Source organism: Streptomyces sp. NPDC045701, assembly GCF_056432045.1.
The window spans coordinates 70515-95041 of sequence record NZ_JBWKJV010000019.1; the positions used below are offsets into that span (position 1 = coordinate 70515).

Below are 24527 nucleotides of genomic sequence, written 5' to 3' on the forward strand. Positions count from 1 at the left end.
CGCTCCGCCAACAGTTTTTTGCAGAACTTCCTCGGCGAACGCGGGAGGGTCCCGGGCTGCGGGGGGCTAGGCGGGCCGGCCGGGACGCCGGCGGACCGCGAGCGCCGCACGGGCGATGTACGCGATCGCCGCCCCGTCCGCCATCAGCATCGGCTGCCGCACCCAGACCACGCCGGCCTCCGCGGCCTCCGCGACCGGGCACGGCGCGCGCGTCACCACGTACGGCAGCCGGCTCAAGGACCGGTACCCGGCGTCCAGCGGCACCCCTTCGGCGGCCATCGCTGCCAGGAACGCCTCCTTGGGGCGGCCGCCGAAGGACCTCGCGTCGTACCGCAGCATGGCCAGGTGCCAGGTGTGCCGCGACGTCCGGACCGGCGCCGGGACCAGGTCCAGCCCCGGTACGGCGTCCAGGGCCTCGGCGAGCACGGCCGCACCCCGCGCACGACGGTCGGTCCAGCCGTCGAGGAGGGCCAGCTGCGGGTGCAGCACCGCCGCCTGGAACTCGGTCATCCGCAAGTTCCAGCCCAGCTCGGGATGGTCGTACCAGCCGCCCTCCGGGCTCCGCCCCACGTTGTGCAACGACCACACCCGCTCGTACAGGGCCCGGTCGCCGGTCACCACGATGCCGCCCTCCCCGGCGGTCATCGCCTTGCTCGACTGGAAGCTGAAGCACGCCACGTCCCCGAGCGACCCCGCCGGACGGCCGTCGCGCGCCGCTCCGTGCGCCTGTGCCGCGTCCTCCACCACCGGCAGCCCCAGCGCCCGCAGCGCGTCCGTGTCCGCCGGCGCCCCCGCGAGGTGCACCGCCACGACCGCCTTCGTACGCGGCCCGGCGACCGCGCGTACGGCCTCGGGGTCGAGGTGGAGGGTGTCCTCGGTGACGTCGGCGGCCACCGGGGCGGCGCCGGCCAGCACCACGGCCGTCGCGGTGGCCACGAACGTGTACGCCGGGACGACCACCTCGTCACCGGGGCCGACGCCGAGCGCCCGCAGCGCCAGGAACAGCGCCACCGTGCCGTTGACCGTGCACACGCCGTGCGCCGCCCCGACACGCCGGGCGAAGGCGGCGGCGAACTCCTCGGTCGCGGTGCCGGACGTGGCCCCCCAGCGTCCGCTGTCCAGCACCCGCAGCAACGCCCGGCGCTGCTCACCGGTCGCGGGCGGCGGCCAGGCGGGCCACCGGGGCGGCCCGTTCACGCGATGCCCTTGAGCAGCTCGTCCATGGTGCCGTGCAGGACCTGCTCCCGGTCCTCCTCCGACAGGTCCGCGAGCAGCACCCGGCCGAGCCCGGCGCGCAGGTCCAGGAAGACGGCGTCCGACCCGAACGCCACCCGGTCCGCCCCCACGCCCGCGACCATCCGGGTGAGGTGCCGTGCCGTCATCCGGGAGCCGGAGGTCTCCAGCACCAGGCCGGGGCAGCGCGCCGCGGCGTCCACGGCGGCGCGCAGCCCCTGCGGGAACAGCCCCGCGTGGCCCATCAGCAGGGGGACGCCCGGGTGGCGGGGGGAGACGGCCGCGAAGTGGCGGGCGTCCGACCAGGCGCCGCCGTGCTGGCTGTGCGCCAGGACGAGCCGCCTCCGCTCGGCGGCCGCCTCGAAGGCGGCGGTGTACGCGCGGTCGTCGAGCGCCGTTTCGTGCACCTCCGGGTGGAGCTTCACCCCGATCACCCCGGGCACCTCCAGCAGGTCCCGCAGCCGTGCGGGGCCCTGCGGGTCGTGCGGCTGGTACACGGCCCAGCCCAGCAGCCGGCCGGGGTGCGCCCGGAGGGCCTCGACCAGCAGGGCGTTCCCGGCGCGGGCGTCGGGGCCCACCGCCAGCAGGTGCGACACGCACGCGGTGGCCACGCCGCAGCGGTCCATCATGTCGACCAGGCTCCGCGCCGAACCGTCGGTGACGGCGAACGCCCCCCACCGCCCGATGTGCCCGTGCGCGTCGATGACGTCCATGGCCGTGCGCCCGGCCGTGCTCACGGCCCGCCGCCCATGAGCTCCAGCGCGTTGCCGCCCGCGATGAGCGCCGTGTCGTCCGCCGGCAGGTCCAGGGTGTCCAGCAGGTACCGCGGACCGGCGTCGTCCGTGACCGGGGCGCCCGTCCCGAACAGCACCCGGTGCGCGCCGTACCGCTCGGCGACCCACTCCACCTGGCGGTGGCCGCAGAGCGTCGAGGTGTCAACGTACAGCGCCGGGTGGGCCTCCAGCAGCTCGGCGAGCCGCCGCAGCGCGCGGTACCCGGTGCCGGTCAGCACGATCCGCGGGGCGGGCGCGGTGGCGGCCAGCCGGTGCACCTCCCCGGTCGTCACCTCGTCCCACGGGAGGAGCGCGGTCGTGCCCCTGGCGGCCAGTTCGGCGAGCAGCCTCCGGGCGTGCGGCCCGGTCACGGCCCAGCCGTGCCGGCCGGGGCACAGCCGCACGAGCGGCGCGTCGCCCGCCCACGGGCCGGTGCCGAGCGGCCCGGGAACGAGGACCGGCACGGGCCACAGCCGCGGGTCGGCGACGTGCGTCAGCTCGGCGTTGCCGTCGCGCGGGTCGCCGTGGAGGGCGTACGAGTGGCTGACGCAGGCGGCGTCGATGCGCAACCGGTCCAGCTCGGCGACGAGGCCGGCCTCGTCGCGGCTGGGGACGTCGTCGTGGGGGAGGGGACCGAGGGTGCGGTTGATGTCGACGACCGCGGTCATGACTTCATGCCGCTGGTGGCGACGGAGTCGGTCAGGTACCTCTGGAGCAGGCCGAAGACGAGCAGGCAGGGGATGACGGTGATGGTGGCGCCGGCCATGATCTGGTTGATCGTCACGTTCTCGCCCTCCAGGGTGGCGAGTCCGACCGTGAGCGTACGCATGGCCTCGGACTGGCCGATGACGAGCGGCCACAGGAAGTCGTTCCAGTGCCAGAGGAAGACGAACACGCCGAGGGTGGCGAGGACCGGCCGGATCAGCGGCAGCACGACGGTCGTGAACACCCGCCACTCCGACGCCCCATCGATCTTCGCCGCCTCGAACAGCTCGTCGGGCAGCTGCACGATGAACTGCCGCATCAGGAAGACGGCCTGCGAGTTGGCCAGGGTCGGCACGATCAGGCCCCAGTACGTGTCCACGCCGCCCATCTCGGAGACGAGGATGTAGTACGGGATGAGGGTCGCCTGGAACGGCACCATCAGGGTTGCCAGGAACGACCAGAACAGCACCTCGCGCCCCGGGAAGCGCTTCTTCGCGAAGGCGTACCCGGCCATCGACGCGAACAGCAGGATCAGCAGCACCGACACCAGCGAGTAGACCAGCGAGTTGAGCGCCCAGCGCGCGATGTCGGCGCTGCGCAGCACGTCGGTGAAGTTCCGCAGGGTCGCGCGGGTGACGTCGAACGCGCCCGGCAGGGTCCGGCCGCCGGGCGGCGCGAACGCCACCAGCACCATGACGACGAAGGGGGTGACGGTCACGAACGCGACCAGGACCAGCAGGACCGGCAGCCTCAGCCGCGCCATCAGTCCTCCTCCCTTCCGATGAGCCGCCGCTGGATCAGTGAGAAGACGAGGACGACGAGGAACAGGACCAGGCCGACCGCGCTCGCGTAGCCGAAGTCGAAGAACTTGAAGCCCGAGTCGTAGAGGAAGTACACCAGGGAGTAGCTGGCCCGCACGGGGCCGCCGGCGGTCATGACGTACATCGCGTCGAAGACCTGGAAGGCCTGGATGGCCTCGATGACGAGGACGAAGAAGAGCACGGGTCGCAGCAGGGGCAGGGTCACCCAGCGGAAGCGCTGCCAGGCGCTCGCGCCGTCGATGGTGGCGGCCTCGGCCACCTCGCGCGGAATGGACTGGAGCCCGGCGAGAAGGATCAGCATCGAATAGCCGAAGCCCTTCCAGGCGGTGGCGGCGGCGATGGAGGGCAGCACGAGGGACTCGTCGCCCAGGAAGTCGACGGGGCCGGCACCGAGGACGCCGAGCGCCGCGTTGAGCAGCCCGTCCTCCACCTCGTAGATCCACTTCCAGATGACCGCGGCCAGCACGACGCTCGTGACGTACGGCAGGAAGAACAGGCCCCGGAAGAAGCCGCGCAGCCACAGCGTGCGGTGCAGCAGCACCGCCGTGCCGAGGGCGAGCAGCACGGTCATCGGCACGTACAGGGCGGTGTAGACGGCGGTGACGCCGAGGCTCTCCCAGAAGAGGTGGTCGTCGAGGAGCCGGGTGTAGTTGGCCGCCCCGATGAAGGTCCACTCACCGCTGAGGCGGTAGTCGGTGAGCGACAGGAACGCGGCCCCGAGCGTGGGACCGAACCGGAACACCAGGAACAGCACGAGCATCGGCGCCACGAACGCCAGCCCGACCAGCGCCTCGCGCCGCCGTACGGCGCCGCGCCCCCCACGCCCGCGCGCCCCCCGGGGCGGCGCACCCGGCGGGGCGACCACGGGGCCCGGCACGGGGCCCGGGAGGCTCTTCGGTGCCGCCACCGGGGGCGGGCCGCCCGGCGGCGCGGGGCGCGCGGCCACACCGCGCCTCGCGGTGGAGCCCGGTTGCGGCTCCGGCTCGTCGGGGGTCGCCTCGCGCGGCTCGACCTTGCTCAACGCTGCCGCGCCAGCAGGTCGTCGCCCTCCTTGGCCGCTGCCTCCAGCGCCTGCTCGGGTGTCTTCTTGCCGGTGAGCGCGGCCTGGATCTCGGGCGTGATGAGCGCCATCAGCTGGCGCGCGGCGGGGTGCGGCTCGCCGGGGAAGGTGTGGGCCAGGGCCGCTTCGTACTCCTTGGCGAAGGCACTCTCGTGGGGGACGGAGACGTCCGTGCGCGGCGAGAAGAACCCGCCCGCCTTGCCCATGGAGGCGATCTGCGCGGGCTCGGTCATGTAGGCGATGAACTTCTCCGCTCCCGCCAGGTTCTTCGTCCGGGCGTTGATGCCCAGGCCGCCCGGCATGCCGAAGCAGACCTGCTTCCTGGGTCCGGTGAGGGCGGGGCCGACGATCGCGTTGCCCTTGCCCCAGGTCTGCTCGGCGAGGGCGGCGTCGGAGGGCGTGTTGGTGTACCCCATCGCCACCTGCTCCTTGCCCAGCGCGTGGTCGGTGAACAGGTTGGCGTTCGTCAGCGCCGACCGGGGCACGGAGCCGCTCTTGTAGAGGTCGACGAGGAAGGTGAGCGCCTCGACGCCTTCGGGGCTGGAGAACGCGGTCTTCTCGCCGCTCTCGTCGAACACCCGGCCGCCCGCCTGCCACAGCAGTGGGTAGAAGCTCATGTTGAGCGACGCCTCGTTGCTCGCCGAGTAGTCGAGGGTGGCGACGCCGGCCTGCTTCAGCTTCGGCGCGGCGGCCCGCAGGGCGTCCCAGGTGGCGGGGGGCTCCTTTATCCCCGCCTTGTCCAGCAGCTTCTTGTTGTAGAGCGTGCTGGTGACGGTGTGGTAGATCGGGGCCGCGTAGACCTTGCCGTCCTGCGTCATGGCTTCCAGGGCGGCGGGGCGGAAGGCGTCCCGTGACTTCTCGATGGCCCGGTCGACGGGCTGCACCGCGCCGTTCGCCTGGAACTGGGGGATCTGGTCCGGGCCGAGCAGCACCACGTCGGGGCCCTTGCCGCTGCCGAAGGCGGTGGCCAGCTTCTGGTCCCGGTTCTCCCAGGGCAGCTGCTCGACGGTGAGGTCGAGATCCTTGTGGACCGCCTCGAAGCCCTTCTCCACGCTGTCCCAGTACGCGGTATTGGCCTTCGGATCCATGATCACCGGGTACATCCAGACGGTGACCTTGTTCGCCGCCGAGCCGCTGTCGCCGCCGTCGCAGCCGGCCGCGGTGAGCGCGGTGAGGGTGAGGAGTGCGAGAGGAACGGTGGCGCGCTTGAACCCTGTCTTCATGCTGGGCCTCCGGAAGGCCTGTCAAAACCTGGACAGTTTCGGCCTGGGCCGAAAGTAGCTGGGCTGTTTTGCACTGTCAATGCTGCGCGGCCGTGCCGTCCGTGGCCACCCGGCGAGCCACCGTGACGGTCCTGGTGCCGTCCCCCCACTCGTTCGGACGACACGTCACGGCGCATGCGGGGCACACGACAGGACGAGGTGTCAGATCCGTCGGCGGCGATCGCGCCACCGCGTGCTCCGGCCGCGTGCTCCGGCCGCGGGCCGGAGGGCCGGTACGGGTGGCGTCGTGTCGCAGTTGGGCCGAACGGGTGAGGGAGGCGAGGATAGGCGTATGAGTAGGTACGAGAGGTACGACGTCACCGACGAACAGTGGGAGGGCCTGGCGCAGGTCGTTCCGCTGAGGGGGCGCAACGAGTGGCCGTCCCGGGTCGACCACAGCACGATCCCGCAGGACTACGAGGCCGTCGAGCAGCGCCGCATGATCGTCCTCCGGGTGCAGGTGTTCGCCGACGCGCGGGAGGTCGCCGAGTACCTGATCGCGCAGATCCCGGTGCTGCTGGACCTGACCGCGGCCGACGCGGACGTCGCCAAGCGGATCCTGGACTTCAGCAGCGGTGTCGTCTTCGGGCTCGGCAGCGGGATGCACCGCGTCGACCGGAACGTCTTCCTGCTGGCCCCGGCCGGTACGGAGGTCGAGGGCGCCGCCGCGGCGGCGGTTCCGCATTCCTAGGCGGTTTCCCTCATTCGTAGGAAGGCTGTTCGGGCGGAACGGTTCAGCATGACCCGTCCTCGTACGGTCCGAGCATGCACGCAACCCGCCCCGCGCCCTCCTCGGCGCCCTCCGCATCACCCACCCGTCCCGTCGTCACGGAACTGCGGTTGTCCGCCTTCAAGGCACACCGCGGCGCCGCCTTCCGGCTCGCGCCGGTGACGCTCTTCGCCGGGGCGAGCGGCGCCGGCAAGTCGAGCGCGTTACAGGCGTACGAAGCCCTCGCCCTCCTCGGCGCGGGCGCCACGCTCGGCAGCGCCTTCCCCGATCCCGTCGCCTGTGTTCCCGCACGGGCCGAGGCCGACGCGGAGGGGCGGCGAGGCTTCCGGATCGGCTGCACGGTGGACGGCCCGGCCGGGCCGGTGCGCCTCGACCTGGCCGTCCAGGCCGAGCCGGAACTGCGGGTCGTCGGCGAACGGCTGACGGGTGGCGACGGGCGGACGCTGCTCACCACGGCGCTGCGCGACCCGGGCCGGGGCACCGTCCAGGCCGAGTGGCACACCGCCGGTTCGGTGCCGGTCACCCGCGCCCCGCTCCCCGGGGACCGGCTCGGTACGGCGCTGCTGCCGCTGCGGGTGGCGGGCAAGACCGAGGGGCAGCGTCACGTCCTGGCCGCCGCCGAGCAGGTCGTCGTGGCCCTCCGGTCGGTGTTCCCCTGCGACCCTCAGCCGCAGCGGATGCGGGGCCCCGTGCCGGTGGGCGAGGGGCGGCTGCGGCGCGGCTGCGACAACCTCGCCGAGGTCCTCCACCGCACCCGCACCGGCTGCCCGCGCCGGCACGCCCGGCTGGCGGCCGTCGCCCGGGCGGGCTGCGCCGGTCCGGTGCGGGACCTGGACGTCGAGGAGCTGGCCGACGGGACGGTCCGGGCGGTGCTGGGCCGCGGCACCGACGGCGGGAACATGCCCGTCGGGCGGCTCGGCGAGGGCGAACTGCGCTACCTGGCCCTCGCGCTGGTACTGCTCACCGGTCCGGGCGTGCTGGCCATGGACCCGGCCGCCGAGGTGCCGCCCGCCATGCAGACGCTCACCGTGCTCGCCGACGGGTTCGACCGGGGCCTGGACCGCCGGCAGGTCCGGGAACTGGCGGGCCTGGCCGCCCAGATCTGCGCCGACGGACACATCCGGCTGGTGGGCACGGTCGGCGAGGCGGGCGCGAGGGCCGCGCGCGGGCGCGCCGGAGTGACGGTGGTAGACCTGAACCCGTGACGGAACCGGATGTGCAGGGATTGCAGCGCAGGCTCGCCGAGTTCGCGGCCTCGCGGGAGTGGCAGCCGTACCACACGCCGAAGAACCTGGCCGCGGCGCTGAGCGTGGAGGCGGCGGAACTGCTGGAGATCTTCCAGTGGCTGACGCCAGAGGAAGCGGACCGGGTGATGGACGACCCGGAAACGGCGCACCGGGTGGCGGACGAGGTGGCCGACGTCCTGGCCTACCTGCTCCAGTTCTGCGGTGCGCTCGGCGTCGACCCGCTGGCGGCCCTGTCCGCGAAGATCGACCGGAACGAGGTGCGATTCCCCGTCGGACGGCCGCCGGGGAGGGCCGCCAGGGCGTCGAAGGAGGCCGATCGTCACTCTACGGAGTGATCCACTTATTCACACTGAGCTTCCTGTCCACAGATTTCCGAATTCCCCTGGCTTTTGGGTCGGTTCACCTTCACTCTGGGTAGTGAGTATATGGGCGGACAGTCGTACGAACGGGGGCGGCGTGCATGGAAGCGGAGCGGCTCATCGCGACCGGTCGGCGCGCCCTGGCGGACAGCCGGGTGGCGCTGGACATCGTGGGGGAGGCATGGCAGGCGCAGATGCTCGCGCAGGCGATCGGGAACCATCTGGCGCTGACCGGGCCTCCCGAGCTGAGGGGCGAGGCGCGGGAGCTCGGTGAGACGGGCAGCCGGGGTGGAACCGGCCCGTCCCACCCGGCGAGGGCGCTGCGGCTCACGGGGGTCGGGAACGTGCGCGGCACCTTACTGGGCCTGCGCGCGCTGCTGGGCGAGGTGGGCATCGCCCTCGTCGGCGTCGCCTGCGCCACCGACGAGGAGGGGCTGTACTGGCAGTGCGTCGAAGCGATCGACGCCGCGGACGAGGCGGGTGACCGGGTGCGCGTGATGCTCCGCCGCCTCGTCGTCCGGGAGCACGCCAGACCCCCCGACCCGGCCGACTCCCCGGCGGGCTCGTTCTGACGGCGAGGGCGGCCGCGATGCGCGGGCGACAGGAGAGGGCGGCGCGACGGTATCCGTCGCCGGCGCGCGGGCCGGGTGGTCCGGCACCGCCCGAGCCGACGACGCGTCCGGGCCGGGGGTCACCGGCGGCGCGGCCCCGGGCGCCGGCTCCCGGCAGGTTCACCCGGCCGGGCAGGGAGGGGCCGGCGTTCGCCGGACGGTGCAGGATGGGGGTATGGATCTTCGAATCTTCACCGAGCCCCAGCAAGGGGCCGACTACGACACCCTGCTGACCGTCGCCAGGGCCACCGAGGACCTCGGCTTCGACGCCTTCTTCCGCTCGGACCACTACCTCCGGATGGGGTCCGCCGACGGACTGCCCGGACCGACGGACGCCTGGATCACCCTGGCCGGGCTGGCCCGGGAGACCAAGCGGATCCGGCTCGGCACGCTGATGACCGCCGGGACGTTCCGGCTGCCCGGCGTGCTGGCCATCCAGGTCGCCCAGGTCGACCGTATGTCCGGCGGCCGGGTCGAACTCGGTCTCGGCGCGGGCTGGTTCGAGGAGGAGCACAAGGCGTACGGCATCCCCTTCCCCAAGGAGAAGTTCGCCCGCCTGGAAGAGCAACTGGCGATCGTCACGGGCCTGTGGGCCACCGAGACCGGGAGGACCTTCTCGTACGACGGGACGTACTACCAGCTCACCGACTCGCCCGCGCTGCCCAAGCCCGCCCAGGCCAAGGTGCCCGTCCTGATCGGCGGGCACGGGGCGAAGCGCACGCCGCGGCTGGCCGCGCGGTACGCGGACGAGTTCAACATCCCGTTCGCCTCACTGGAGGACAGCGAGCGGCAGTTCGGCCGGGTCCGGGCCGCCGCCGAGGAGGCCGGGCGCAAGGCGGACGACCTCGTGTACTCCAACGCCCTGGTGGTCTGCGTGGGCAAGGACGACGCCGAGGTGGCCCGTCGCGCGGCGGCCATCGGACGGGAGGTCGAGGAGCTCAAGGCGAACGGTCTCGCCGGCTCGCCCGACGAGGTCGTCGACAAGATCGGCAGGTACGGGGCGCTCGGGTCCTCGCGGATCTACCTCCAGGTCCTGGACCTGGACGACCTCGATCATCTGGAGCTGATCTCCGCCCAGGTCATGTCCCAGTTGAGCTGAGGCCCACGGCCCGGCGTGGAAAACCGCTGGTCGGGCGGTGGGCACCAGGCGATACTCGGACGTGTGTTCCTGACGATCAGCACGACCGGTAACCCACGGCGTCCCGCCACCGACCTCGGTTTCCTGCTGCACAAGCATCCCGGCAAGGCGCAGGCGTTCTCCACCTCGCACGGCACGGCGCACGTCTTCTACCCGGAGGCGTCCGCCGAGCGCTGCACGGCCGCGCTGCTGCTCGAGGTGGACCCCGTCGCGCTGGTCCGGCGCGGCCGGGGCAAGGGCCGGGGCGGCGCACCCGACTCGGCGCTCGCCCAGTACGTCAACGACCGGCCGTACGCCGCTTCGTCGCTGCTGTCCGTCGCGATGAGCACGGTCTTCAAGAGCGCGCTGCGCGGCGTGTGCGCCGCGCAGCCCGAGCGGGCGGCCGAGCCGCTGCCGCTGCGGATCGAGATCCCGGCGCTGCCCGCGCGGGGCGGTGCCGATCTGGTGCGGGCGCTCTTCGGCCCGCTGGGCTGGACGTCCGTCGACGCGGAGCCGGTCGCGCTGGACGAGCGGTTCCCGCGGTGGGGCGACTCACGCTACGTACGCCTGGTGCTGGAGGGGGAGCTGCGGCTCTCCGACGCCCTGCGGCACCTGTACGTCCTGCTGCCCGTCCTGGACGACGCCAAGCACTACTGGGTGGCGCCCGACGAGGTCGACAAGCTGCTGCGGGCCGGTGAGGGCTGGCTGGCCGACCACCCCGAGCACAAGCTGATCACCAGCCGCTACCTCTCCCGCCGCTGGGGCCTGACCCGCGAGGCGATGGAGCGCCTGGAGCTGGTCCGGCTCGCCGAGGCCGACGACCTCGACGTCGAGGACGTCGACAACGCGGTCGACGAGAGCACCGACACGGAGGAGAAGCCGGTGCCGCTCGCCGAGCAGCGGCGCCGGGCGATCCTCGGGGCGCTGCGCGCGGCGGGGGCGACCAAGGTGCTCGACCTGGGCTGCGGCCAGGGTCAGCTGGTGCAGGCGCTGCTGGGGGACGTCCGGTTCACCGACATCGTGGGTGTCGACGTGTCCGTACGGGCGCTGACCGTCGCCGCGCGCCGGCTGCGGCTGGAACGCATGGGGGAGCGGCAGGCCGCCCGGGTCAAGCTGATCCAGGGCTCGCTCACGTACACCGACAAGCGGCTCAGGGGCTACGACGCGGCCGTGCTCAGCGAGGTCGTCGAGCACCTCGACCTGCCGCGCCTGCCGGCCCTGGAGTACGCGGTGTTCGGCTCCGCGCGGCCGGCGACCGTGATCGTGACGACGCCCAACGTCGAGTACAACGTCCGCTGGGAGACCCTGCCCGCCGGGCACGCCCGCCACGGCGACCACCGGTTCGAGTGGACGCGCGAGGAGTTCCGCGGCTGGGCGGGGCAGGTGGGGGAGCGGCACGGGTACGGAGTGGAGTTCGTACCCGTCGGCCCGGACGACCCGGAGGTCGGACCGCCCACGCAGATGGCCGTCTTCACCCTGACGAGCGGCCCGAAGGAGGAGAAGGCCGCATGACCGACACCACGACCACGACGTCCGCGCACACCCCCCGCAGGCTGCCGGTCACCGACCTGTCCCTCGTCGTCCTCATCGGCGCCACCGGATCCGGGAAGTCGACCTTCGCGCGCAAGCACTTCAAGCCCACCGAGGTCATCTCCTCCGACTTCTGCCGCGGGCTCGTCGCCGACGACGAGAACGACCAGAGCGCGAGCGGGGACGCCTTCGACGTCCTGCACCACATCGCCGGCAAGCGGCTCGCCGCCGGCCGGCTCACCGTCGTGGACGCGACCAGCGTGCAGCAGGAGAGCCGCAGGCAACTGGTGCGGCTGGCCCGCGAGCACGACGTCCTGCCCATCGCCATCGTCCTCGACCTGCCCGAGGAGGTGTGCGCCGAGCGCAACGCCGCCCGGCCCGAACGCGCGCACCTGCCCCGCCACGTCATCCAGCGCCACCGGCGCGAGCTGCGGCGTTCGCTGCGCGGCCTGGAACGCGAGGGCTTCCGCAAGGTGCACGTGCTGAGAAGCGTGGCGGAGGTGGAGTCCGCCGAGGTGGTCCTGGAGAAGCGGTTCAACGACCTGCGTCACCTCACCGGCCCCTTCGACATCATCGGTGACATCCACGGGTGCAGCGCGGAGCTGGAGACCCTGCTCACCAAGCTCGGGTACGAGGACGGCGCGCACCCCGAGGGGCGTACCGCGGTCTTCGTCGGCGACCTCGTCGACCGGGGCCCGGACAGCCCCGGCGTGTTGCGCCGCGTCATGGGCATGGTCGCGTCCGGCAACGCGCTGTGCGTGCCCGGCAACCACGAGAACAAGCTCGGGCGCTGGCTCAAGGGCCGTCAGGTGCAGCGGACGCACGGGCTCGCCGAGACGATCGCCCAGCTGGAGGGCGAGAGCGAGGAGTTCCGCGAGCGGGTGCGCGAGTTCATCGACGGGCTCGTCAGCCACTACGTCCTGGACGAGGGCAGGCTCGTCGTCTGCCACGCCGGGCTGCCGGAGAAGTACCACGGGCGCACATCGGGCCGGGTGCGGTCGCACGCGCTGTACGGCGACACGACCGGCGAGACCGACGAGTTCGGGCTGCCGGTGCGCTACCCGTGGGCGGAGGACTACCGGGGCCGGGCCGCGGTGGTGTACGGCCACACACCGGTGCCCAGTACGTCCTGGGTCAACAACACCATCTGCCTGGACACCGGGGCGGTGTTCGGCGGGCGGATGACCGCGCTGCGCTGGCCGGAGCGGGAGCTCGTCGACGTACCGGCCGAGAGGGTCTGGTACGAGCCGGTCAAGCCGCTCGCCGTCGAGGCGCCCGGCGGGCACCAGGGCCGGCCGCTGGACCTGGCGGACGTGCACGGGCGGCGGATCGTGGAGACCCGGTACGCGGGCAACATCGGCGTGCGCGAGGAGAACGCGGCCGCCGCGCTGGAGGTGATGAGCCGCTTCGCGGTGGACCCACGGCTGCTGGCGTACCTGCCGCCGACGATGGCCCCGACGGCGACCTCCAGGGGGGAGGCCCGCGGCGGAGCCGCTGACGGACACTTCCTGGAGCACCCGGCGGAGGCGTTCGCGCAGTACCGCTCCGACGGTGTCGAGCGGGTCGTGTGCGAGGAGAAGCACATGGGTTCGCGGGCGGTGGCGCTGGTGTGCCGGGACGCGGAGGCGGCGCGGGTCCGGTTCGGCGCGCAGGGCCCGACGGGCGCGCTGCACACCCGTACCGGGCGGCCGTTCTTCGACGACGCGGCCCTGACCGAGCGGGTCCTCGACCGGCTGCGCGCGGCCGTCGGCGCCGCCGGGCTGTGGGATGAGCTGGACACCGACTGGCTGCTGCTGGACGGCGAGCTGATGCCGTGGTCGCTCAAGGCGTCCGGTCTGCTGCGCACCCAGTACGCGGCGGTCGGCGCGGCGTCGGGCGCGGTGTTCCCGGGCGCGGTCGCGGCGCTGGAGGCGGCGGCGGGCCGGGGTGTCGACGTGGCCGGGCTGCTGGGCAGGCAGCGCGAGCGGGCGGCGGACGCGGCGGCGTTCACCGAGGCGTACCGGCGCTACTGCTGGGACACGGAGGGGCTGGACGGCGTGCGGTTCGCGCCGTTCCAGATCCTCGCCGGGCAGGGCCGGTCGCTCGCGGACGTCCCGCACGACGAGCAACTGGCCTGGCTGGACCGGCTGGTGGAGCACGACCCGACCGGGCTGCTCCAGGTCACGCGCCGGCTGGTCGTCGACACGGGCGACGACGCGTCGGTCCGCGCCGGTACCGACTGGTGGCTGGACCTGACGGGCGCCGGCGGTGAGGGCATGGTCGTCAAACCGCTCCGGGCCCTGGTGCGCGACGGGAAGGGCCGCCTGGTCCAGCCGGGCGTCAAGGTGCGGGGCCGTGAGTACCTGCGGATCATCTACGGTCCGGAGTACACCCGCCCGGAGAACCTGGCCCGGCTGCGCGAGCGTCACCTCGGCCACAAGCGGTCGCTCGCCCTGCGCGAGTACGCCCTCGGGCTGGAGGCCCTCGCCCGCCTCGCGGACGGCGAACCCCTGTGGCGCGTCCACGAGGCGGTGTTCGCCGTGCTGGCGCTGGAGTCGGAGCCGGTCGACCCCCGGCTGTGACGCCCGGGACACCGGCGCGGCTCGCCAGCGGCGGGTGACGCGCGGCCCGTGCCCGGTCGCCCCGGCGCCCGCGGTCGCCGGGGCGGGGGCGGGGGCGGGGCGTGCGGGATGTCCGACCGTTCGTGGGTGAAGTGGGGCTCGCGCGGTGAGGATGGAGGCATGGGATTCCATGTCGATTCCGAGACCGGGCGGCTCCGCCGCGTCATCCTGCACCGGCCCGATCTGGAGCTGAAGCGGTTGACGCCCACCAACAAGGACGCGCTGCTCTTCGACGACGTGCTGTGGGTGCGGCGGGCGCGGCAGGAGCACGACGGGTTCGCCGACGTACTGCGGGACCGGGGCGTGGAGGTGCACCTCGTCGGCGACCTGCTGCGCGAGGCGCTGGAGACTCCGGCGGCCAGGAAGCTCGTCCTGGACCGGGTCTTCGACGAGAAGGAGTACGGGCCGCTCGCCACCGACCACATAAGGGCCGTCTTCGACGGCATGGACACCGCCTCGCTCGTCGAGGCCCTGATCGGGGGGATGACCAAGCGTGACTTCCTGGCCGGTCACTCCGAGCCGACGTCCGTGCGCTTCCACGTGATGGACCTGGACGACTTCCTGCTGCCGCCGCTGCCGAACCACCTCTTCACCCGCGACACGTCGGCCTGGATCTACGACGGCGTGTCCATCAACGCCATGCGGTGGCCCGCCCGGCAGCGCGAGACCGTCCACTTCGAGGCCATCTACAAGCACCACCCGCTCTTCACCGGTCCCGAGGCGGGCACCTTCCACCACTGGTCGGAGGGGCAGGACGACTACCCGTCCACCATCGAGGGCGGAGACGTCCTGGTCATCGGCAACGGCGCGGTGCTGATCGGGATGAGCGAGCGCACCACGCCCCAGGCGGTGGAGATGCTGGCCCGCGGGCTGTTCGCCGCCGGCTCCGCCCACACCATCGTGGCGCTGGACATGCCGAAGAGCCGGGCTTTCATGCACCTGGACACGGTCATGACGATGGTCGCCCACGACACGTTCACCCAGTACGCCGGGCTCGGCATGCTCCGCTCGTACACCATCGAGCCGGGCGACGGCCACCGCGCGCTCAAGGTGACCGACCACCCGCCCCAGCACATGCACAGCGCCATCGCCGCGGCCCTCGGCCTGCCCGCGATCCGGGTGCTGACCGCGACCCAGGACGTCCACGCGGCGGAACGCGAGCAGTGGGACGACGGGTGCAACGTCCTGGCCGTGGAGCCGGGCGTCGTCGTCGCGTACGAGCGCAACGTCACCACCAACACCCACCTGCGCCGCGAGGGCATCGAGGTGATCGAGATCCCGGGCAGCGAGCTGGGCCGTGGGCGGGGCGGCCCGCGCTGCATGAGCTGCCCGGTGGTGCGCGACGCCGACCCGGGTTAGAACCGTGATCGGGGACGGCTCTTCGGAGTGGCCCCGCCTGTATATAAATGTGGGCGCTCGTATAGAGTTCCATGAGTCCCCGTATTCGGAATCCCAGGAGCGCCCCCATGGCCACCGACCTCACCGGCCGCCACTTCCTCAAGGAGCTGGACTTCACCGCCGAGGAGTTCCGCGGCCTGATCGATCTGGCCGCCGAACTCAAGGCCGCCAAGAGGGCGGGCTCCGAGGTGCGGCGGCTGCGCGGCCGGAACATCGCGCTCATCTTCGAGAAGTCGTCGACCCGTACCCGCTGCGCGTTCGAAGTGGCCGCGGCCGACCAGGGGGCCTCCACCACCTACCTCGACGCCGCCGGGACCCACATCGGCAAGAAGGAGTCCGCCAAGGACACCGCCCGGGTCCTCGGCCGGATGTTCGACGCCATCGAGTTCCGGGGGGACGCCCAGGCCACCGTGGAGGAGCTCGCCGCCCACGCCGGCGTTCCGGTCTACAACGGTCTCACCGACGACTGGCACCCCACCCAGATGCTCGCCGACGTGCTCACGATGACCGAGCACACCGACAAGCCGCTGGAAGCCGTCGCGTTCGCCTACCTCGGCGACGGCCGCTACAACATGGGCAACTCCTACCTGATCACCGGGGCGCTGCTCGGGATGGACGTCCGGATCGTGGCGCCCAGGGCGTACTGGCCCGCCGACCACGTCGTCGCCCGCGCCCGCGAGCTCGCCGCGGCCAGTGGCGCCCGGGTCACGCTCACCGAGGACATCGCCGAGGGCGTCCGGGGGGCCGACTTCGTCGCCACCGACGTCTGGGTCTCCATGGGGGAGCCGGCGGAGGTGTGGGACGAGCGCATCTCCGCCCTCGCCCCGTACGCCGTGACCATGGACGTGCTGCGTGCGACCGGCAACCCGCGCGTGCGGTTCCTGCACTGCCTGCCCGCCTTCCACGACCTGGGCACCGCCGTCGGCAGGGAGATCCACGAACGCCACGGCCTGACCGAGCTGGAGGTCACCGACGAGGTCTTCGAGTCGGAGCACTCGGTCGTCTTCGACGAGGCCGAGAACCGGATGCACACCATCAAGGCCGTCCTGGTGGCCACCCTGGGATGACGCCCGGACGGCGAGGCGCCTGATGGGGGAAATATGCGGTGTTGCGGCTAAAATCGCTGCACATGGTGGGGTTCGGGCTCGCACGCTCGGACCCCGCTTCGTTTGTGCCCGCCCTCTCGGCCCAGAGAAGAGAACCACCCCATGCGTCCCAGCGGACCGCCGCGTATCAAGAGTCCCGCCCAGCTGATCGCCGACTCCGGCGCGGACCTCGAGGGGCACGGCCTCAAGCGCACCATGGGCCTCTTCCAGCTCGTGTGCTTCGGCGTCGGCGCCATCGTCGGCACCGGGATCTTCGTCGGGCTGTCCGACAGTGTGGCCGAGGCCGGCCCGGCGGTCGTCGTCTCCTTCCTCCTCGCCGCGATCACCTGTGTCTTCACCGCCTTCTCCTTCGCCGAGCTGGGCAGCGCGATCCCGGTGTCCGGCAGCTCCTACTCGTTCGCGTACGCCACCCTCGGCGAGCGCGTCGCGTTCCTCGTCGGCTGGTGCCTGCTGCTGGAGTACGGGGTCTCCGTCTCCGCCGTCGCCGTGGGCTGGGGCCAGTACCTCAACGAGCTCCTCGACAGCCTCGTCGGATGGCGGCTGCCCGACGCGCTGTCCAGCCCGCCCGGCGACGGCGGAGTCGTGAACATCCCGGCCGTGGTCGTGATCGGTCTCGCCGCGGTCCTCCTGGTGCGTGGCGTCCGGGAGAGCGCCCGCGCCACCGCCGTCATGGCCGTGGTGAAGATCGCCATCCTGGTCCTCTTCTGCGCGATCGCCTTCCGCGCCCACCAGAGCGACAACCTCACGCCCTTCGTCACGCACGGCGTCGCGGGCGTCACCTCGGGCGCCTCGGTGGCCTTCTTCTCGTACATCGGCTTCGACGCGATCACCACGGCCGGCGAGGAGGTCAAGAACCCCCGTAAGAACGTGCCCCTGGCGATCATGATCTGCATCGGGATCGTCACCGTGCTCTACTGCCTCGTCGCGGTCGCCGCCATCGGCGCGCTCTCCGCCGACGAGGTCGCCGACCAGCCGGCCGCGCTGTCGCTGATCGTCGACCGGGTGACCGAGTCGGCGGTGGGCGGCGGCATCATCGCCTTCGGGGCCGTGGTCGCCATCGCGTCCGTCGTCCTGGCGGTGATGTACGGCCAGACCCGCATCCTGATGTCGATGTCCCGGGACGGGCTGGTCCCGCACGTCTTCGAGAAGGTCTCGCCGAGGACGGCCACTCCCGTCGCCAACACCTGGATCGTCGCCGTCGTCTTCGCCGTCCCGGCGGCCGTCGTCCCGCTCGACGTGGTGCTGAACCTGACCACCATCGGCACGCTCGCCATCATGGTCGTGGTCAACATCGCGGTCATCGCGCTGCGCCGCCGCTACCCGGACACGGACAGCGGCTTCCGGGTGCCGCTCTACCCGCTGAGCCCGGTCCTGGGCGTCGCCATGTGCCTCTACCTGATCTGGGGGACCGGCTGGACGACGTGGGTGCAGTTCGCCGTCTTCCTGGTCGTGGGCGCCCTGGTGTACGCGCTGTACGGGCGGCGCAAGTCGCGGCTGGCCGGCGCCGGTGCGGCTACGGGGCCGGCAGCTCCGGGAGCGTGAACCAGACCGCCTTGCCCCGGTCGGTCCGCCGGTGACCGCACGTCGCGCTGAGCGTGCGGATCAGCAGCAGGCCCCGCCCGTGCTCCTGCCAGGGGTCGGGCGGGGTGTCGTGCTCCGGCACCAGGTCGCCGGGCGGCTCGGGGTCCCGGTCGTGGACCTCGACCCGGCAGCCGCTCGGCAGCAGGCGGACCACCAGCTCGATGGGGCCCTTGCCGGCCGTGTGCTCCACCGCGTTCGCCACCAGCTCGGCCGTCAGCAGCTCGGCCGTGTCCCGGTACGCCGAGGCGTCCAGGTCCACCAGTGCCGTCCGTATCAGGGCGCGGGCCAGCGGCACCGCGGCCGTGGTGTGCGGCAGCGCGATGCGCCAGGAGGAGGGGCCGGATGCTTCGGGCAAGGCGGGGATCCGTTCGGTGAAGCCGGTTCCGTTCGGGAGCAGGGAAGGCGGGCGGGGCGGACGGGGTGGGCGGGAGCGGCGCCGGGCGGGCGCGGGGACGCCCGGACGGCGGGGGAGCCACCGGGGTACGGCGGGGAGCCACCGAGTACGGCGGGGGAGCCGGCGGGGAGGGCGGGAGCGGCGGGGAGGGGGAGGGGCGAGTAGCGGTGTGACGGAGGAGACCGCTGAGGTCTGCGTTCCACCATACGTAGGCCCGCCCGCCGCACCAGAGGCCCCCACCCACCCACCGGGAGACCTGTGCCACAGCCGGTACGGGACCTCCGTCGATTACGGACTGCTGTTACCTGGTCACCGCTCAGCGTATCGCGCATACGTGACGGAAGTCACGTACAAGTGATAGCTTCGAGAGGCAGGCATCTGCGCAGGCACCGAGGGAGGCCGCACCTCATGAGCCCGTTCTCCAGCTCCGCGCCCCGCACCGAGGAGTGGCACCACGTGCGGCTCGCCGTCGACGACGGAGTGGCCACCGTGACCCTCGCCCGGCCCGCCAGGCTCAACGCCCTCACCTTCGGCGCCTACGCCGACCTGCGCGACCTGCTCGCCGAGCTGTCCCGGGAGCGCGCCGTCCGCGCCCTGGTCCTCGCGGGCGAAGGACGGGGGTTCTGTTCCGGCGGCGACGTCGACGACATCATCGGCGCCACCCTGGCCATGGACACCGCCCAGCTCCTCGACTTCAACCGGATGACCGGCCAGGTCGTCCGGGCGCTGCGCGAAGCCCCCTTCCCGGTGATCGCCGCCGTCCACGGGGTCGCCGCCGGCGCCGGCGCCGTCCTCGCGCTGGCCGCCGACTTCCGGGTGGCCGACCCCTCCGCCCGCTTCGCGTTCCTCTTCACCCGGGTCGGTCTCTCCGGCGGCGACATGGGTGCCGCGTACCTCCTGCCCCGGGTCGTCGGCCTCGGGCACGCCACCCGGCTGCTGATGCTCGGCGCACCGGTCCGCGCCCCCGAGGCCGAGCGCATCGGCCTGATCAGCGAGCTCACCGAGGAGGGCGCCGCCGACGCCCGCGCCGCGGAGCTGGCCCGCCGGCTCGCCGACGGCCCGGCCCTCGCGTACGCCCAGACCAAGGCGCTGCTGACGGCGGAGCTCGACATGCCGCTGGCCGCCTCCGTCGAGCTCGACGCCGCCACCCAGGCCCTGCTGATGAACGGTGAGGACTACGCGGAGTTCCACGCCGCGTTCACCGAGAAGCGGCCGCCCAAGTGGCAGGGGCGGTGAGCCGCCGTGCGCGTGGCCGTCATCGGGGGAGGGCCCGGCGGGCTGTACGCCGCCGCCCTGCTCAAGCGCCTCGATCCCACCCGTGACATCACCGTCTGGGAGCGCAACGCCCCCGACGACACCTTCGGCTTCGGCGTCGTCCTCTCCGACGAGACCCTCGGCGGCATCGAGCACGCCGACCCCACCGTCCACGCCGCCCTCCAGCGGGAGTTCGTCCGCTGGGACGACATCGACATCGTCCACCGCGGCCACGCCCTCACCTCCGGCGGCCACGGCTTCGCCGCACTCGGCCGCCGCCGGCTCCTGGAAATCCTCCACGCCCGGTGCGCCGACCTGGGCGTGACCCTCCGCTTCCGCTCCGAGGCCCCGCCCGCCGCCGAGCTGGCCGCCACGTACGACCTCGTCGTCGCCGCCGACGGCGTCCACAGCCGCACCCGTCAGGCGCACGCCGACGTGTTCGCGCCCCACGTCACCACCCACCGCTGCCGCTACATCTGGCTCGCCGCCGACTTCGCCTTCGACGCCTTCCGCTTCGAGATCGCCGAAACGGAGCACGGGGTGATGCAGCTGCACGGCTACCCGTACGCGGCGGACGCCTCCACCGTCATCGTCGAGATGCGCGAGGAGGTGTGGCGGGCGGCGGGCTTCGACGAACTGGACGAACAGGAGTCCGTCGCCCGCTGCGCCAAGATCTTCTCCGAGCCGCTCCGGGGCCGGCCGCTCGCCTCCAACCGCTCCTCGTGGACCGCGTTCCGCACCGTCGTCACCGAGCACTGGTCCCACGGCAACATCGTGCTCCTCGGCGACGCCGCCCACACCGCGCACTTCTCCATCGGGTCCGGCACCAAACTCGCCGTCGAGGACGCCCTGGCGCTCGCCGCCTGCGTCGGGGAACACCCCCGTCTCGACCGTGCGCTCGCCGCGTACGAGGCCGAACGCCGCCCCGTCGTCGAGTCCACCCAGCGCGCCGCCGCCGCCAGCCTGCGCTGGTTCGAGGACCTGGCGGGCTACCTCGACCAGCCGCCCCGCCAGTTCGCGTTCAACCTGCTCACCCGCAGCCGCCGCGTCACCCACGACAACCTGCGGCTGCGCGACGCCCGCTTCACCGACACCGTCGAACGCGACTTCGGCTGCCCGCCCGGCACCCCGCCGATGTTCACCCCGTTCCGGCTGCGCGGCCTGACCCTGCGCAACCGGGTCGTCGTCTCCCCCATGGACATGTACTCGGCCAGGAACGGTGTGCCCGGCGACTTCCACCTCGTCCACCTCGGCGCCCGCGCGCTCGGCGGCGCCGGACTCGTCATGACCGAGATGGTCTGCGTCAGCCCCGAGGGCCGCATCACCCCCGGCTGCGCCGGACTGTGGACCCCCGGCCAGGCCGCCGCCTGGCGCCGCGTCACCGACTTCGTCCACCAGCAGTCGCCGGGCACCGCCATCGGGGTCCAGCTCGGTCACTCCGGCCGCAAGGGCTCCACCAAGGTGATGTGGGAGGGCATCGACCAGCCCCTCGACTCCGGCAACTGGCCCGTGGCCGCCGCCTCCCCGATTCCGTACCGCCCCGGCGTCAACCAGGTCCCGCACGAGCTGCACCGGGCCGCGCTCACCGACATAAGGGAACAGTTCGCCGCCGCCGCCCGGCGGGCCGCCCGCGCCGGGTTCGACCTGCTCGAACTGCACTGCGCCCACGGCTACCTGCTGTCCGGGTTCCTCTCACCGCTCACCAACCGCCGCACCGACGCCTACGGCGGCTCCCTCGCCGGACGGCTCCGGTTCCCGCTGGAGGTCTTCGACGCGGTACGCGCCGCCTGGCCGGGCGAACGGCCCATGACCGTGCGCGTCTCCGCCACCGACTGGGCGCCCGGCGGCACCACTCCCGAGGAGGCCGTCGAGATCGCCCGTGCGTTCGCCGAGCACGGCGCCGACGCGATCGACGTGTCCACCGGCCAGGTCGTGCCCGACGAACGCCCCGAATACGGCCGCTCCTACCAGACCCCCTACGCGGACCGGATCCGCAACGCCCTCAAGGTCCCGGTGATCGCGGTCGGCGCGATCTCCTCCTGGGACGACGTCAACTCGCTCCTGCTGGCCGGCCGGGCCGACCTGTGCGCGCTGGCCCGCCCCCACCTGTACGACCCGCACTGGACTTTGCACGCCGCCGCCGACCAGGGCTACGAAGGCCCCGGCGCCCCCTGGCCCGCCCCGTACCGCGCGGGCAGCCGCAAACCCCCGACGGGCCGCACCGACGCGCCGGAACCGCGCCTCACCCCGGCCCCGCGCCCCTGACGAACCGCTCGCCGATGTCCCGCAGCAGCCCGTGCAGGCCGCCGAAGACCGCGGCCGCCCGGCCGCCCGGCCAGCCCGCCGGGAGCAGGGCGGCCGGCAGGCCGGGGTCCGCGTAGGGCAGGCGCCGCCAGGAGTCCAGCGCGAGCAGGTAGTCCCGGTACGCCTCCTCCGGCGACGGCTCACCGGTCGACCAGGCGCGCAGCACCGGCTCGTGAAGGTCCAGGAACTCCTCGTACAGCTTGGCGATCGCCGCCAGGTCCCACCACCGGCCCACCGCCTCCGCGGTGGCCGCGAAGCCCAGATGCTCGCCGCGGAAGAGGTCCACGTACGGGTCGAGCTGGAGCCGCTGGAGGGTGTGCCAAGTCTCCTCGTACAGCGCGGCGGGCGCGATCCACACGCCCGGCGCCGCCGTCCCGAAGCCCAGGCGGCCCAGCCGTGAGCGCAGCAGGTGCCGCTTGTGCCGCTCGGCCTCGGGCACCGAGAAGACCGCGAGCACCCAGCCGTCGTCCTCGTGCGGCTCGCCCGCCGCGTAGATCCGCCGGTCGCCGTCGTCCAGCAGCTGCCGGGCGTCCCCCGAAAGGGCGTACCCGGCGGCTCCGTCGGCCGTGCGGCGCGGCTCCAGCAGCCCGCGCCGCTTGAGCCGGGACACCGAGGAGCGCACGGACGGCGCGTCCACCCCCAGCACCGCCAGCAGCCGGATCAGCTCGGCCACCGGCAGCGGGGCGTTGTCGGCCGTCCGCCCGTACGCGCCGTACAGGGAGACGATCAGGGAACGCGGGGTGTGCTGCTCGGCCACGTGATCACTTTACGGGCGCGCCCTCGGGCGTGTCCTGGCCGCGCAGCCGGAACCGTTGCAGTTTCCCGGTGGGCGTGCGCGGGAGCGCGTCCAGGAACACGATCCGGCGCGGGCACTTGTACGGGACGAGACGGTCCTTCACGAAGGCGCGCAGGGCGTCGGCCGTGGAGTCGTCGCGGGGCAGGCCGTCGCGGAGCACCGCGTACGCCACGACGACCTGGCCGCGCACCTCGTCCGGATGGCCGACCACCGCCGCCTCCAGCACGTCGGGGTGCGCGAGCAGGGCCTCCTCGACCTGGGGTCCGGCGATGTTGTACCCGGCGGAGATGATCATGTCGTCGGCGCGGGCGACGTAGCGCAGGTAGCCGTCCGGTTCGCGCACGTACGTGTCGCCCGTGACGTTCCAGCCGTGCCGGACGTACTCGCGCTGGCGTGGATCGGCCAGGTACCGGCAGCCCACCGGTCCGCGTACGGCCAGCAGCCCCTCCCGCCCGTCCGGTACCGGCTCACCGGAATCGTCCACCACGCGCGCGTGCCACCCGGGGACCGGGACTCCCGTGGTGCCGGGGCGGATGGCGTCGTCGGCCGCCGAGACGAAGATGTGCAGCAGCTCCGTCGCGCCGATGCCGTTGATCAGGCGCAGCCCGGTCCGCTCGTACCAGGCCCGCCAGGTGCCCGCGGGCAGGTTCTCGCCGGCCGAGACGCAGCGGCGCAGCGAGGTGGTGTCGTACCCGTCGAGCTCGTCCAGCATCACCCGATAGGCGGTCGGAGCGGTGAACAGCACGGTCACCCGGTGTTCGGCGACGGCGGGCAGGAGCTGCCGGGGCCCGGCCTGCTCCAGCAGCAGAGCCGACGCGCCCGCCCGCATCGGGAAGATCACCAGCCCGCCCAGCCCGAAGGTGAACCCGAGCGGCGGGCTGCCCGCGAACAGGTCGTCCGGCCCGGGACGCAGCACGTGCGCGGAGAACGTGTCGGCGACGGCGAGCACGTCGCGGTGGAAGTGCATGCACCCCTTGGGCCGGCCGGTCGTCCCCGAGGTGAACGCGATGAGCGCGACGTCGTCGGCCGCCGTGCCGACCGCCTCGTAGGGGCCGGTGTGCCGGGCCGCGAGGCGCAGCAGGTCGTCGGGCGCGTCGCCGCCGTACGCGGTGACCCGCAGTCCGGGCACCTCGGCCTTCACCAGGTCGTCCACCGCCCGGACGTCGCACAGGGCGTGGCCGGCGCGGGCCATCTCGCACATGACGGCCAGCTCGGGGGCGCGCGCCCCGGCCAGGACGGTGACGGCGACCGCGCCCGCCTTCATCACCGCCAGCCAGCAGGCGGCCAGCCAGGGCGTGGTGGGCCCGCGCAGCAGCACCCGGTTGCCGGGGACGACGCCCAGGTCGCGGGTGAGCGCGTGGGCGATCCCGTCGACGCGGGTGCGCAGCTCGCCGTACGTCCAGACGCGGCCGGCGCCGTCCCGGAAGACCGGACGGTCCGCGCCGAATCGTTCCACCGTGCGGTCCAGCAGTTCCGCGCCGCAGTTGAGCCGGTCGGGGTAGCGCAGTTCCGGGAGGTCGAAGAGGAGTTCCGGCCACTGCTCGCGTGGCGGCAGATGGTCCCGGGCGAAGGTGTCACGATGCGCCGATGGCGTGAGCTCCATGGTTCGCCCCCTTGTCGTGGTGGGAACGCTCATCGAGCGTATC

General features: G+C 73.1%; 21 protein-coding genes. 12 read left to right on the top strand and 9 right to left on the bottom strand.

Going from position 1 to position 24527, the window contains the following annotated elements:
• Nucleotides 1–66: 66 nt before the first annotated feature.
• Genes AC07DW_RS20625 through AC07DW_RS20650 form a run of 6 tightly spaced genes read right to left on the bottom strand, consistent with a single transcriptional unit; the run spans nucleotide 67 to nucleotide 5815 of the window.
• Nucleotides 67–1197, bottom strand: coding sequence for a DegT/DnrJ/EryC1/StrS family aminotransferase (locus tag AC07DW_RS20625; RefSeq protein ID WP_478859102.1), 1131 nt, complete (start codon nucleotides 1195–1197; stop codon nucleotides 67–69).
• A complete protein-coding gene (locus AC07DW_RS20630) occupies nucleotides 1194–1970 on the bottom strand; it encodes an amidohydrolase family protein (RefSeq protein WP_478859103.1) in 777 nt (258 codons plus the stop codon). Before AC07DW_RS20630 ends, AC07DW_RS20625 begins: the two co-directional genes overlap by 4 nt.
• Complete coding sequence (locus tag AC07DW_RS20635; protein ID WP_478859104.1) at nucleotides 1967–2674, bottom strand: amidohydrolase family protein; 708 nt, start codon at nucleotides 2672–2674, stop codon at nucleotides 1967–1969. The genes AC07DW_RS20630 and AC07DW_RS20635 overlap by 4 nt, the downstream gene beginning before the upstream one ends.
• Nucleotides 2671–3474 carry a carbohydrate ABC transporter permease gene (locus tag AC07DW_RS20640; RefSeq protein ID WP_478859105.1) on the bottom strand — a complete coding sequence of 268 codons (804 nt, stop codon included), beginning with the start codon at nucleotides 3472–3474 and terminating at the stop codon, nucleotides 2671–2673. Before AC07DW_RS20640 ends, AC07DW_RS20635 begins: the two co-directional genes overlap by 4 nt.
• Nucleotides 3474–4553, bottom strand: coding sequence for a carbohydrate ABC transporter permease (locus AC07DW_RS20645; RefSeq protein ID WP_478859106.1), 1080 nt, complete (start codon nucleotides 4551–4553; stop codon nucleotides 3474–3476). Before AC07DW_RS20645 ends, AC07DW_RS20640 begins: the two co-directional genes overlap by 1 nt.
• Complete coding sequence (locus AC07DW_RS20650; protein WP_478859107.1) at nucleotides 4550–5815, bottom strand: ABC transporter substrate-binding protein; 1266 nt, start codon at nucleotides 5813–5815, stop codon at nucleotides 4550–4552. The genes AC07DW_RS20645 and AC07DW_RS20650 overlap by 4 nt, the downstream gene beginning before the upstream one ends.
• Before the next feature lie 331 nt (nucleotides 5816–6146).
• On the opposite strand from AC07DW_RS20650, the gene AC07DW_RS20655 reads away from it, so the two are divergent.
• The 10 genes from AC07DW_RS20655 (at nucleotide 6147) to AC07DW_RS20700 (ending at nucleotide 18094) form a co-directional block, all read left to right on the top strand.
• On the top strand, nucleotides 6147–6545 hold the full coding sequence (locus tag AC07DW_RS20655) for a cell division protein SepF (RefSeq protein ID WP_478859108.1): 399 nt from the start codon (nucleotides 6147–6149) through the stop codon (nucleotides 6543–6545).
• 74 nt (nucleotides 6546–6619) lie between these two features.
• Complete coding sequence (locus AC07DW_RS20660) at nucleotides 6620–7789, top strand: AAA family ATPase (protein WP_478859109.1); 1170 nt, start codon at nucleotides 6620–6622, stop codon at nucleotides 7787–7789.
• Nucleotides 7786–8166 carry a nucleotide pyrophosphohydrolase gene (locus tag AC07DW_RS20665; RefSeq protein ID WP_478859110.1) on the top strand — a complete coding sequence of 127 codons (381 nt, stop codon included), beginning with the start codon at nucleotides 7786–7788 and terminating at the stop codon, nucleotides 8164–8166. Before AC07DW_RS20660 ends, AC07DW_RS20665 begins: the two co-directional genes overlap by 4 nt.
• A gap of 125 nt (nucleotides 8167–8291) precedes the next feature.
• On the top strand, nucleotides 8292–8762 hold the full coding sequence (locus AC07DW_RS20670) for a DUF6099 family protein (RefSeq protein ID WP_478859111.1): 471 nt from the start codon (nucleotides 8292–8294) through the stop codon (nucleotides 8760–8762).
• A 214-nt stretch (nucleotides 8763–8976) separates the two neighbouring features.
• The gene (locus tag AC07DW_RS20675) at nucleotides 8977–9900 is read left to right on the top strand and encodes an LLM class F420-dependent oxidoreductase (protein WP_478859112.1); all 924 of its coding nucleotides are present in this window, start codon (nucleotides 8977–8979) and stop codon (nucleotides 9898–9900) included.
• Between the two features lie 63 nt (nucleotides 9901–9963).
• Complete coding sequence (locus AC07DW_RS20680; RefSeq protein WP_478859113.1) at nucleotides 9964–11430, top strand: 3' terminal RNA ribose 2'-O-methyltransferase Hen1; 1467 nt, start codon at nucleotides 9964–9966, stop codon at nucleotides 11428–11430.
• Nucleotides 11427–14009, top strand: a complete 2583-nt coding sequence (locus AC07DW_RS20685) for a polynucleotide kinase-phosphatase (protein WP_478859114.1) — start codon at nucleotides 11427–11429, stop codon at nucleotides 14007–14009. The genes AC07DW_RS20680 and AC07DW_RS20685 overlap by 4 nt, the downstream gene beginning before the upstream one ends.
• 159 nt (nucleotides 14010–14168) lie before the next feature.
• The gene (locus AC07DW_RS20690) at nucleotides 14169–15407 is read left to right on the top strand and encodes an arginine deiminase (RefSeq protein WP_478859115.1); all 1239 of its coding nucleotides are present in this window, start codon (nucleotides 14169–14171) and stop codon (nucleotides 15405–15407) included.
• A 107-nt stretch (nucleotides 15408–15514) separates the two neighbouring features.
• Nucleotides 15515–16513: an ornithine carbamoyltransferase gene (argF, locus tag AC07DW_RS20695; RefSeq protein WP_478859116.1), complete on the top strand. Its 999-nt coding sequence runs from the start codon at nucleotides 15515–15517 to the stop codon at nucleotides 16511–16513.
• A gap of 141 nt (nucleotides 16514–16654) precedes the next feature.
• A complete protein-coding gene (locus AC07DW_RS20700; RefSeq protein WP_478859117.1) occupies nucleotides 16655–18094 on the top strand; it encodes an amino acid permease in 1440 nt (479 codons plus the stop codon).
• Here AC07DW_RS20700 and AC07DW_RS20705 read toward each other — a convergent pair.
• Complete coding sequence (locus tag AC07DW_RS20705; RefSeq protein ID WP_478859118.1) at nucleotides 18066–18488, bottom strand: ATP-binding protein; 423 nt, start codon at nucleotides 18486–18488, stop codon at nucleotides 18066–18068. The genes AC07DW_RS20700 and AC07DW_RS20705 overlap by 29 nt on opposite strands.
• Nucleotides 18489–18935: 447 nt before the next feature.
• Here AC07DW_RS20705 and AC07DW_RS20710 point away from each other — a divergent pair, with 447 nt between their 5' ends.
• Entirely contained in the window at nucleotides 18936–19763 is an 828-nt protein-coding gene (locus tag AC07DW_RS20710) for an enoyl-CoA hydratase family protein (RefSeq protein WP_478859119.1), read from the top strand.
• A gap of 6 nt (nucleotides 19764–19769) precedes the next feature.
• Nucleotides 19770–22046: a bifunctional salicylyl-CoA 5-hydroxylase/oxidoreductase gene (locus tag AC07DW_RS20715; RefSeq protein ID WP_478859120.1), complete on the top strand. Its 2277-nt coding sequence runs from the start codon at nucleotides 19770–19772 to the stop codon at nucleotides 22044–22046.
• Here the strand turns inward: AC07DW_RS20715 and AC07DW_RS20720 are convergent.
• Together AC07DW_RS20720 and AC07DW_RS20725 are read right to left on the bottom strand one after the other, a co-directional pair.
• Nucleotides 22024–22842, bottom strand: coding sequence for a PaaX family transcriptional regulator (locus AC07DW_RS20720; protein WP_478859121.1), 819 nt, complete (start codon nucleotides 22840–22842; stop codon nucleotides 22024–22026). The genes AC07DW_RS20715 and AC07DW_RS20720 overlap by 23 nt on opposite strands.
• Before the next feature lie 4 nt (nucleotides 22843–22846).
• Nucleotides 22847–24484, bottom strand: a complete 1638-nt coding sequence (locus tag AC07DW_RS20725) for an AMP-binding protein (RefSeq protein ID WP_478859122.1) — start codon at nucleotides 24482–24484, stop codon at nucleotides 22847–22849.
• Between the last annotated feature and the right edge of the window lie 43 nt (nucleotides 24485–24527).